The organism is Accumulibacter sp., assembly GCF_036625275.1.
GTDB lineage: Bacteria > Pseudomonadota > Gammaproteobacteria > Burkholderiales > Rhodocyclaceae > Accumulibacter.
Window position 1 is genome coordinate 37,287 of sequence record NZ_JAZKUD010000026.1, and the last position, 10,957, is coordinate 48,243.

Annotated in this window: 6 protein-coding genes and 3 pseudogenes; 6 read left to right on the top strand and 3 right to left on the bottom strand. The window is 62.5% G+C overall.

Annotated elements, in window-relative coordinates; translation table 11 throughout:
* The first annotated feature begins 227 nt into the window (after window positions 1–227).
* Window positions 228–722: a MotA/TolQ/ExbB proton channel family protein gene (locus V5B39_RS10645; protein WP_332342862.1), complete on the top strand. Its 495-nt coding sequence runs from the start codon at window positions 228–230 to the stop codon at window positions 720–722.
* A 2-nt stretch (window positions 723–724) separates the two neighbouring features.
* Window positions 725–1,042 (top strand): DUF2149 domain-containing protein, encoded by a 318-nt coding sequence (locus V5B39_RS10650; RefSeq protein ID WP_332342875.1) that lies wholly within the window; start codon window positions 725–727, stop codon window positions 1,040–1,042.
* 237 nt (window positions 1,043–1,279) lie between these two features.
* Here the strand turns inward: V5B39_RS10650 and V5B39_RS10655 are convergent.
* Window positions 1,280–2,392, bottom strand: a pseudogene (locus tag V5B39_RS10655) (TonB-dependent receptor).
* Window positions 2,393–2,710: 318 nt separating this feature from the next.
* Between V5B39_RS10655 and katG the strand changes: the two are divergent.
* Window positions 2,711–4,897 (top strand): catalase/peroxidase HPI, encoded by a 2,187-nt coding sequence (gene katG, locus V5B39_RS10660; protein WP_332342863.1) that lies wholly within the window; start codon window positions 2,711–2,713, stop codon window positions 4,895–4,897.
* A gap of 268 nt (window positions 4,898–5,165) precedes the next feature.
* Window positions 5,166–7,067 (top strand): acyltransferase family protein, encoded by a 1,902-nt coding sequence (locus tag V5B39_RS10665; RefSeq protein WP_332342864.1) that lies wholly within the window; start codon window positions 5,166–5,168, stop codon window positions 7,065–7,067.
* A gap of 85 nt (window positions 7,068–7,152) precedes the next feature.
* Here V5B39_RS10665 and V5B39_RS10670 read toward each other — a convergent pair whose 3' ends face one another.
* Window positions 7,153–7,692, bottom strand: a complete 540-nt coding sequence (locus tag V5B39_RS10670) for a DUF3617 domain-containing protein (protein WP_332342865.1) — start codon at window positions 7,690–7,692, stop codon at window positions 7,153–7,155.
* A gap of 303 nt (window positions 7,693–7,995) precedes the next feature.
* Here V5B39_RS10670 and V5B39_RS22185 point away from each other — a divergent pair.
* A pseudogene (locus V5B39_RS22185) lies at window positions 7,996–8,415 on the top strand (IS66 family transposase); the annotation flags it as partial.
* A 103-nt stretch (window positions 8,416–8,518) separates the two neighbouring features.
* Window positions 8,519–9,727 (top strand): annotated as a pseudogene (locus V5B39_RS10680) (IS256 family transposase).
* A 531-nt stretch (window positions 9,728–10,258) separates the two neighbouring features.
* Here V5B39_RS10680 and V5B39_RS10685 read toward each other — a convergent pair.
* On the bottom strand, window positions 10,259–10,957 hold a 699-nt coding region (locus V5B39_RS10685), incomplete at its 5' end, for a GDP-mannose 4,6-dehydratase (RefSeq protein WP_332342867.1).

Genomic DNA, 10,957 nt, shown 5'->3' on the forward strand with positions numbered 1-10,957 from the left:
GTGGCAGCAAGCTCTCCGGCCGCGCCGCGGTCATGGCACGCTCGGCTACGAGCAGTCCTTTTCCTCGCTCTCCTCCTCGACCGGCTTTCCACTCACGAGGAACGGCGAGTCACGTACCGACATTCCCGGCGAATTCGCCGACGACACGATGCGCGGCACGCTGTTCGACACGCATTGGGTGCGGAAGCTTTCCTCCTCGATGAACCCACCTCACCACGGAAACCAGCATGTTCAATTTTGTTGAAACCACGATGTACCAAGTCTCGCAGCTTTTTCTGCTGCCGACGCTGGTGCTCATCGCGATTCTCTTTCTCTATGCCTTCTGGGTGCTCGGCGAATTCGCCGTGCTCGCGCTGCGCCGCAGAAGCGGTGCCGGGCGCGCCCTCGTCGCCCGCTTCTCGGCACAGCCGACCCTCTCCGCCGACGAGCTCGACGTGCTCGCGCACAAGGTGCTGGAGGTGCCGCGTATCGCCAGTCGCGTGACGCCGATGCTCGGCCTCGTCGCGACGATGATCCCGATCGGTCCGGCCCTGAAGTCGCTGTCCGACGGCAACCTCGCCGAGGTCTCCAACAACCTCACCATCGCCTTCTCGGCGGTGATCCTGGCACTGATCGCAGCCTCGATCACCTATTGGGTCTCGAACATCCGCCGTCGCTGGCTGGCCGAGGAACTGCTGGAGATCGCGAGCATCCGTGACGCCCGGCACGAAACGAAAGCATGAGCATGAAACTCCTCCACGAACCGGAGTCCGACGATCCGATCCTGTCGGTGGTGAACCTGATCGACATTTTCCTCGTCATCATCGCCGCGCTGCTCATCACCGTGGCGCAGAACCCACTGATCAACCCGTTCAACAAGCAGGACGTAACAGTGATTACCGATCCCGGAAAACCGAGCATGGAAATGCTGGTCAAGAAGGGCGAGAAGATCGAGAAGTACAAGGCCAACGGCAACATCGGCAGCGGCGACGGCGAGAAGGCCGGTGTCGCCTACCGCATGAAGGACGGCTCGATGATCTACGTGCCGGAAGGGAAGCCGTGACGCAATTGCGCCCCTCATCTGCGCGCTGATGCTGGCATTGACCTGCGGCCTGCTTGTGACGGCCATGGCCGCCAAACGCATCGTCGACACCCCGGCAGCGGGCACGAGCTTTCCTTCGAAGTGCTGGTCGCGGCGCTGCGACACAGTGATTCCGTGCTGCTCGGCGAGCGCCGCGATAACACCCGGCATCACGAACGGCGCGCCAACATCGCGCACGGAGTGTGAATGAGACTGTTATCAGAAATCGCCTTTCCATGAGAGGTAGAGACTGCGGCCCGGCATGTGGATTTCCTGTCCGGACATGCCCTCGGTCAGAGCCGCCTCGTGGTACTCGCGGTCGAACAGATTCCTGAGCGCCACGCGGAAGGTATGCGGCTTGTTCAGCCGGTAGGTGGCGCCAAGGTCGGCGGTGGCGAAGCCGGCGGTCTTGTCCTCGCTGCCGCGTGAGAAGATCGTCGCGACTCGCTCCTGCTCGCGCACGAAGCAGCCGGTGACCTCCATTGTCCAGCCCGGCGCGACAAAGCCTTCCCAACCGAGCGACAGTGCGTCGGCGGGCATCTGGAAGAACGGCTCGTCGAGTTCCTTGTTCTCGCCGCGCAGACTGGTAAGGCCGGCCTTCAGCCACTGGCGCTGCCAGGCCTGCCACCGGCCCTGCGCCTAGAAACCATCGATGACGACCTTGCCGATGTTGACGGTTTCCTTGCAGGCGCCGGCATGGGCGACGCCGCAGCGCGTCGTGGCGCGGGCGGTGCCGGAGATGTCCCGGCCACTCATGTAGTCGCGGATCTGATTGCGAAAAATCGCAACCGACCAGACGAGCTTGTCAGTCGGGCCCTTGATGCCAGGCTCGAGTTGCGTCGAGATTTCCGGCCTGATCTGCGGATCGCCGACATCGTAGTAGCCGTCGCCGTGCGGTGAAGACTCGTAGCGCTCACGCATCTCGCTGGCGCGGAAGCCGCGCGACAGTCTGGCGTAGGGGCGGAACAGCGGGGCGACCTCGTAGCTGGCGCCGAGGCTGCCGGAAAAGGCGCTGTCGTCGCGGTCGAGCCCGCTGTGGCGGCGGATGCCGAGCGGGTTGGCCGGCTTGGCGACCGAATCGGCGCTGCCCGAAACCTTGTCGTAGCGGCCGGCGGCAAGCACGTTCCGTTTGCCGAAGCGCATGTCGTCCTGCAGGTAGAGGTCGGCAGCCTTGATGCGACCGTCGTCGAAAGGGTCGGAACGGACGTAGGCTGGCGTCGGCTGACCTGCTCGAGTGGATGCATCAAACACGATGAGAATGATTCGTGTTTGATGCGAATCAAAATGCACCGGAGCGGCTCTGACCGGACATGCAAAAGGCGAGAATAACATAGTTAAAAACTATCGAAACAATATAAACAATTCGCTTTACATATTATTTGAGCCTGCCTACACTGGTTTTACGGAACGGCAAGAGGGCCGGCGTAGAAAGCAAGGTTGCCAATGGCGGCCGATGCCAGCCTGCCCCCAGGTGATTTCTGTCGGGATCTGCTCGCAGGGGCTTCCCACCCATTCACTGGCGCGCAATGCCGGTCGTGCGCAGAACCCCGTCGGGCCTCGTCGTGGACTGATCGAGGGCTCATTTTTCAACGGCACTTCCGCAGGCACCCTCGCGGAGATCTCTTTTCCACTTCACTCAGGAGAAAGCAAATGGCTACGAACGAAAATGGCACGAACAACGGCGGGCGCTGCCCGGTCATGCACGGCGGCACGACCTCGGCCGACATGACACGGCAGTGGTGGCCGAAGGCGCTGAATCTCGACATCCTGCACCAGCATGACCGCAAGACCGACCCGATGGGCCCGGACTTCGATTACCGAGAGGAACTGAAGAAGCTCGATGTCCAAGCGCTAAAAGAAGACCTGAAGGCACTGATGACCAACAGCCAGGCCTGGTGGCCGGCGGACTGGGGCCACTACGGCGGCCTGATGATCCGCATGGCCTGGCACTCGGCGGGCACCTACCGCATCGCCGACGGCCGCGGCGGCGGTGGCACCGGCAACCAGCGTTTCGCGCCGATCAGCTCGTGGCCGGACAACGCCAACCTCGACAAGGCCCGCCGCCTGCTCTGGCCGATCAAGAAGAAGTACGGCAGGCAGGTGAGCTGGGCCGACCTGATGATCCTCGCCGGCAACATGGCCTACGAGTCGATGGGCCTGAAGACCTTTGGCTTCGCCTTCGGCCGGGAAGACATCTGGCATCCGGAAAAGGACATCTACTGGGGCTCCGAGAAGGAATGGCTGGCCCCGACCGGCAGCGAAGGCAGCCGCTACTCCGGCGAACGCAATCTGGAGAACCCGCTCGCCGCGGTGATGATGGGTCTCATCTACGTCAATCCCGAGGGCGTCGACGGCCAGCCCAATCCGCTCAGGACGGCCCGCGACATGCGCACGACCTTCGCTCGCATGGCGATGAACGACGAGGAAACCGTGGCGCTGACCGCCGGTGGCCACACCGTCGGCAAAGCGCACGGTAACGGCAGCGCGGCCAGGCTCGGCCCGGCGCCGGAAGGTGCCGAACTGGAGGAGCAGGGCCTCGGCTGGAACAACCACACGACCCGCGGCATCGGCCGCGACACCGTGACCAGTGGCCTTGAAGGCGCCTGGACCACGCACCCGACGAAGTGGAATGTCGGTAAGGGCGGCTACTTCGACCTGCTCCTCCGGTACGACTGGTGGCTGCAGAAGTCGCCGGCCGGCGCGAACCAGTGGGAGCCGGTGCACATCGACGAAGCCGACATGCCGGTCGACGTCGAGGATCCGACGATACGCTGCAAGCCGATCATGACCGACGCCGACATGGCGCTGCGCTTCGATCCCGAGTACCGCAGAATCGCCGAGCGCTTCCGTGCGGACCCAGCCTACTTCTCCGACGTGTTCGCCCGTGCCTGGTTCAAGCTGACGCACCGCGACATGGGGCCCAAGTCCCGCCACTTCGGGCCGGACGTGCCGCAAGAGGATCTCCTTTGGCAGGACCCGGTGCCCACCGGCCGTACTGACTACGATGTCGCCGCGGTGAAGGCGAAGATCGCCGCCGCCGGCCTTTCCGTCGCCGAAAGGGTGGCCACCGCCTGGGACAGCGCCCGTACCTTCCGCGGCTCCGACAAGCGCGGCGGTGCCAACGGCGCGCGCATCCGGCTGGTGCCGCAGAAGGATTGGGAAGGCAACGAACCGGCGCGCCTCGCCAGGATGCTGGCGGTTTACGAAAGGATCGCCGCCGAGACCGGTGCCAGTGTCGCCGACGTGATCGTACTTGCCGGCAACCTCGGCGTTGAACAGGCGGCGCAAGCGGCCGGCTTCGCGGTGACAGTGCCGTTTGCGCCGGGTCGCGGCGACGCCGTGCAGGAAATGACCGACATCGAATCGTTCGCAGTGCTCGAGCCACTGGCGGACGGCTTCCGCAACTGGCTGAAGCAGGACTACGTGGTGACGCCGGAGGAGCTGCTGCTCGACCGCGCGCAACTGATGCGGCTGACCGCCTGCGAGATGACGGTGTTGGTCGGTGGCCTGCGCGTGCTCGGCGCCAACCACGGCGGCAGCCCGCACGGCGTGTTCACCGACCGCGTTGGCGCACTCACCAACGACTTTTTCGTCAATCTCACCGACATGGCCTACATGTGGAAGCCGACCGGCCGCAACAGCTATGCGATCGTCGATCGCGCAAGCGGCGCCACCCGATGGACGGCGACCCGCGTCGATCTGATCTTTGGCTCGAACTCGGTGCTGCGCGCCTACGCCGAGGTCTATGCGCAGGACGACCATAGGGCAAAGTTTGTGCAGGACTTCATTGCCGCCTGGACGAAGGTGATGAACGCGGATCGGTTTGATCTGGCCTGAGCAGAGCGATCTGGAAGCTCCTCGTCGCAGTGAGGTGCGGCGAGGAGCTTCTTTCTTTTGTCGCGAGCCACACCGGACGCTTCCTCGCGCCGTTGTTGGCGACTGCCGAACGTGGCGGTGAAACTTGAGCGGCATCCGGTATCATTACGGATTCGACGATGAGAAAGCGGCTTAGGTATTCAGGATGGCGACGACACGCCAAGGAGAACCGGTAGTGTTACTCGCTGACGCACGACAACCATCCACGACTGCGACCGCCGCAGGTTTAATGCAACCGCCGTACCGTCCCGATATCGACGGCCTGCGCGCGCTCGGTGTTCTCCTCGTCGTCGCCTTCCACGCCTTCCCGAAAGCACTACCCGGTGGTTACGTCGGCGTCGATGTCTTTTTCGTCGTTTCCGGTTACCTGATCAGCAGCATCATCTTTGGCAGTCTTGAGCACGGACGCTTCAGTTTCACCGAGTTCTACGCGCGGAGAATTCGTCGCATCTTTCCAGCGCTGGCACTGGTTCTTCTCGCCGGCTGGGGGCTCGGCTGGTTTCTGTTGCTGGTCGACGAACAACAGCGCTTGGGCCTCCACATCGCGGGCGGCGCTGGCTTCGTCTCCAACTTCGTGCTCTGGAGCGAGGCCGGTTACTTTGACAGCGATGCCTACGCCAAACCGCTACTGCATCTTTGGTCACTCGGCATCGAAGAGCAGTTCTACATTCTCTGGCCCTTGCTCCTCGCTTTTCTCTGGCGACGCGAGAGCGACTTTCTGAAAATTACCCTGCTTATCGCAATCGCGTCGTTCGCCGCCAACATCCTGATCGTCAGGGTGGATGCCGTTGCTGCGTTCTACGCGCCGTGGACGCGTTTCTGGGAGCTGATGACGGGCGGCATGCTGGCCTACCTCAGCCGCCACCGTGGTTGTCAATTGCTGCGCTCGGCGAACCTTCAATCGGCGCTCGGCGCCGTGTTAATCCTGGCCGCCGTTGCCCTGCTCAACAAGAAATCAGCGTTTCCGGGCTGGTGGGCCTTGCTGCCCACGCTTGGAACTTTCCTGATCATCAGCGCCGGTCGCGACGCTTGGCTTAATCGCAAGTTTCTCTCCGCGCGCGCGATCGTCGGCATTGGTCTGATCAGCTACCCCCTGTATCTTTGGCACTGGCTGCTGCTCTCCTTCGCCTGGATCGCGAAGGGCAAGATGCCGCCCAGCTCGACACGCGGGATACTGGTCGTCGCCAGCTTTGTCCTCGCCTATCTGACCTATCGCTACGTCGAGAAGCCGATACGGACAGGTGGGCGCCGTGTCGCGCTAATCCTGCTGGCCGTGATGAGCACCCTGCTGATCCTCGGCGTACTGACCGACGCGATCCCGCTACGTTCGCGTCATCACGACCCGAGCATCGGGCCGATGCTGGAGGCGCTTCGCGATTGGGACTATCCTGCCGGGCTCGAGCGCGCCCAGTTCAAGGACAGCGCCGTCAAGTCGCGTCTGAACGGTGGCAAGCCGGTACTCTTCATCGGCGATTCACACTTGGAGCAGTATTCGTCGCGCATCGTTCGCCTGCTCGACGAGCATGTTGCCGAGCGCAAATCGGTGATCTTTCTTACCAGTCCCGGCTGTTCGCCGATTCCTGGCAGCGATCAGACCAACCCCTATGCGCTCGAGCGGTGTCCGGCGTACCGCGAACAGGTGGCCAAATTGGTGGCCGATCCCGAGATCGACACCATCGTCGTCGGTGGTGCCTGGAATCTTTATTTCCTGGACGCGCGCGCGCACTATGCCGGCAGGGTCGACGTCGACAATGAGTTCGCGCTGATCACCCGTTTCCTGCAAGGCGTCGCCGGCAGCAAAAAGGTGTACTTCGTCCTCGACAATCCAAGCGGTCCTCAATTCGAACCACGGAATTTCTTCGCCGGTAGCCGGCTGACAACACTGACCGCTACACGTCGGCGCGAGACGACTCCGCTTGACGAACAGCAGGCGGCACTGCGTAACCGGCTGGCGCAACTCGCTCGCGCCGCCGGCGCGACGCTTGTCGATCCCATCGAGGCGCTCTGTCCACTAGGCCAGTGTCGGGCATTTTCCGCCGACGGCAAGCCGATCTACAAAGATAGCCACCACTTCCGCGCCAGCTTCGCGCGTGAGCATACCGACTTCATCGATGTCACGCTGCGCAATTGAATGCCAGGCCTGATTACGCCCTCAAATGAATTCCACAAGCGCAGGGCAACGCTGATGAAGAGGAAATTCGGTAGCCAGCGCGAACTCATTTCTGCCGCTTCATCAACTCCTGAATCTTTGGGTCCTTCATCATTTCGTTGACGTTGACCGTCCCGGCGTTGGGCATGATCACGTCACCTGGCTTCTGTCCCGGCTTGCACGGCCCCAGCCAACGCGCTTCGAGGGACATCTTGCTTTCGCTGGTCCCTTGCAGGGGTGGGCTGAAGCGGGTATGCATGTCGCCCTTGTATGCGGAGTCGAACGATCCGACAAAGACGGCATCCGTAGTCGCGGTGCTTCCCTGGATTTTGCACACCGAGTTAACCGTCACCTGGTTGCCCGATGGTCTGACTTCAAGCACGCTGCAGTTGGGCTGCTCCTTGCGCGCTTGTTGCTGCAGCAGATCGTCGGTTTTCTGATCGATACATTGCTGCATCGGCCCCATCGCCGGCATGCCGGCCATGCGCGTGTTGATTTCCCATAGACCAGGTTTGCGTTTGGGCAGATCGGCGGCGTACCCCGCCGTCGCGCTGCCGATCAGGAGGACGAAAAGAACGGCATGGCCGCGAGCAGATGGGAAGAGCATGTGGAACTCCTGTGCAGAGCGAGTGGATCAATGTCGACAGACCCCATGTTAAACCGCAAACGGGCAAGCGTGTCGGCCGGACATACGCGCGGGCAATGGATCGCCGCCAGCCGGCTGTTGGAAGCACGCCTGCACCATCCGATGCCGGGTCGAAACGGCGGTTGCCGGGCGTTTTGCGGGCATCCGGCATGATAGGGAACAGGTTGCGCGTAATCTTTCACACCCCCTTAAGAAAAGCCGCCAGCCTGATGATTTGTAGGGCGTAGTTGCGGAACTTGCACACGACCTGAGAGATGCGGCACGATGCACCTGAGCAGACATGACCGGTTCCAGATAAACGACGAGCGGCTCAAGAAGCTGCTGGCGGATCTCTTGCTGGAAGTGTCGAAGCGCCTGCTCCACGATGTGAAGGAGTGGCAGGATCGCCTGAATCAGAACCCGGACAAGCGCTCGCGTCCGCCGACCAGCCAAGCGCCCTGGGCGAAGACAGGTGGTTCGGAGGAATAGCTTGGCGCGGCGAACGAGTGCGGCACTGTCGACGTCGCCGCGGAGATGGCGGGAAGCTCTACGGCAGGGACGGAACAGGCTCCACCGGTCGATGGCCAGCGGTCATCGGCTGGGAAGGGGTCTGGGAAGCGACCCAGCAAGCAACCGGGCAGTCCATGTCATGGCCGTAGTCAGAAGCTGGCGATCACCGCCCGGTGCGAGCACCGCCCCGAACTCGATTGAGTCCGTAAACTGCTGTAAATCGGATGGCTGGTCAGCCACCGCTTCGGTTCGGTAAGATGACGTTGTCAGAGCGTTGATCGACCGAAGAAGAGAAGCGATGGCTGGGTATGAGCTTAGGGTGGGAAAGGATTGGTTGCCAGGGTTGTTGAGTGGTCAGGACGGGCTGGCGAAGCGGGTGGAGGCGGTGTTGAACCAGGTACTGGAGGCGCAGGTGAGCGAAGGTTGGGAGCGGAACGGCACGAATGCAGGGAGTCGGCAGGGCTACCGGAACGGGTAGCGGGCGCGCACGCTGTACACGCGGGTGGTGCCGGTGACGTTGCAGATACCGCAGACGCGGGAAGGCGTGTTCTCGACCGAGATCTTCCAGCGCTACCAGCGCAGTGAGCGGGCGTTTGTTCTGGCGCTGATGGAAATGGTCGTCCAGGGCGTATCGACGCGCAAGGTGTCGGCGATCACCGAAGAGCTTTGTGGAGCGAGCTTCTCGAAATCGACGGTCAGCGCGCTGTGCGCGGGTCTGGACGTGCGCGTACGGGCATTCAACGAACGGCCGCTGGCGGGCGAGTCCCCGTTCATTCTGGTCGACGCCCTGTTTCTCAAGAGCCGGGAGGACGAGCGCGTTGTCCAACGGGCCGCGCCGATCCTCTCGGGCATCCGGAGCGACGGCCATCGGGAGATTCTCGGTGTGCAGATCGGCGACAGGGAGAGTTTCGCGACCTGGGACGAGGCCTTTCGTTGGCTGAAGGGCCGTGGCCTCAAAGGCGCGAGGTTGGTCGTCTCCGACGAGCATGGCGGGCTGACGCAGGCAATCGCCACGCCCTTTCAGGGCGCCACCTGGCAACGCTGCCAGGGGCATCGGATGCGCAATCTGCTGTCGCACAGCCTGGTCAAGGCCCGTGCCGAGGTCGCCGCTGCCGCCAGGCTCGTGCTGCAGGCATCGGACCTCAGTGAGGCCAGGCGGCGGTTGGCAGAGTTCTCTGAACGGTTCGCGAAGACCGCGTCCAAGGCAGGGGGCTGCCTGGAAGCCCCTTTCGACGATGCCTGGGCGGTCATGGCACTGCCGGAGAAGTCCCGTCGCCGGTTGCGCAGCACGAACCTGCAGGAGCGGCTCAACGAGGAGATCCGGCGCTGCGAACGGGTCCTCCGGATCTTCCCGAACGACGACTCGGCGCGTCGCTTGATCGGCGCCTTGCTGGCCGAGCAGAACGAGATCTGGCAGGAGCGGAAGTCTCTGGATCTGGACGAATTCCACGAGAGGCTGGCCGCCCGCCGCGAGGGCGCCCAGGTGGTTGCTCTGACCACTGGCTGACCGATGGACAGAGCGCCTCGGGAGTCCCCGGTGCGGGGCCCCACCCCTTACCCCGCCCCAGGGCGGGGAAATCCTCGCCGCCGGACGGGCTCGGGAGCGGGCCGCAAAAACTCGCGACCCGCCCCAGCCCTGGAGTGTCGGTGCGTCGCGGTCGCCGTCAAGGGTACGCTGCGCCGGGCCTCGCCCGCCCTTGACTGCGCCCACCACGCGTATAGGGCGCCCCACCGGGGCACGAGCAGCTCGCCGGACAGCGTCGCTGACCGGCGTTTATCGAGCAAGAGCAGGAGGCACTGCTAACTCATTGTCATCAAACCGACCGAGAGAATTTACAGCAAATTTTGGACTTGACTCACGGGCATTGAGTCCAAAACCGTCCAGTTCCTGAAATGTGACGCGGCCAGCCAGACTCGGTCTTGCTGATCCCTGCACGGCACTCAATGGTTTGGCGAATCGCGTCATGCGGCAGGGTTCACCCCTGGAAATTTACAGAAGCTGCCTTGGTTTTCTTCATCGGCGGCAGGATTGGAGCAATCACTTTGTCAAGATGTGGCGAAAGTAGGCGATGGTCTCTTTCAGGCCATCTTCCAGCGCAATTCTCGGTTTCCAGTCCAACACTTGTGCGGCCAGCGAGAGATCTGGCTGTCTTTGCCGCGGATCATCTTCGGGCAGTGGTTTGAAGCAAAGCTTTGAAGGTCCCCCTGTGATTGCGACAATCTTTTCCGCGAGTTCAAGCATGGTGAATTCGACCGCATTCCCCAGATTGACCGGCCCGCTAAAGTCGGCGGCCGAATCCATCATCCGCATCATGCCGTCGATCAGGTCATCGACATAGCAGAAGCTGCGGGTCTGGGAGCCGCTGCCGTAGATCGTCAAATCCTTTCCGGCCAGAGCCTGGCAGATGAAATTGCTGACCACGCGTCCATCATCAGGATGCATGCGCGGCCCGTAGGTGTTGAATATCCGGATGACCTTAATTTCGAGGTGATGCTGCCGCCAGTAGTCGAAAAACAAGGTCTCGGCACAGCGCTTGCCTTCGTCATAACAGCTGCGGATGCCGATCGGATTGACCCTGCCCCAGTAGCTTTCCGGTTGCGGATGAATTTCGGGGTCACCATAGACCTCGCTGGTCGAGGCCTGAAGGATGCGTGCCTTGACACGCTTGGCCAGCCCAAGCATGTTGATCGCGCCGTGCACGCTGGTCTTGGTGGTCTGCACCGGATCAAACTGATA

Coding starts and splice junctions, on each gene's coding strand:
- V5B39_RS10645 (WP_332342862.1), top strand. CDS start 228: ATGTTCAATTTTGTTGAAACCACGATGTACCAAGTCTCGCAGCTTTTT.
- V5B39_RS10670 (WP_332342865.1), bottom strand. CDS start 7,692: ATGCTCTTCCCATCTGCTCGCGGCCATGCCGTTCTTTTCGTCCTCCTG.
- katG (WP_332342863.1), top strand. CDS start 2,711: ATGGCTACGAACGAAAATGGCACGAACAACGGCGGGCGCTGCCCGGTC.
- V5B39_RS10650 (WP_332342875.1), top strand. CDS start 725: ATGAAACTCCTCCACGAACCGGAGTCCGACGATCCGATCCTGTCGGTG.
- V5B39_RS10665 (WP_332342864.1), top strand. CDS start 5,166: ATGCAACCGCCGTACCGTCCCGATATCGACGGCCTGCGCGCGCTCGGT.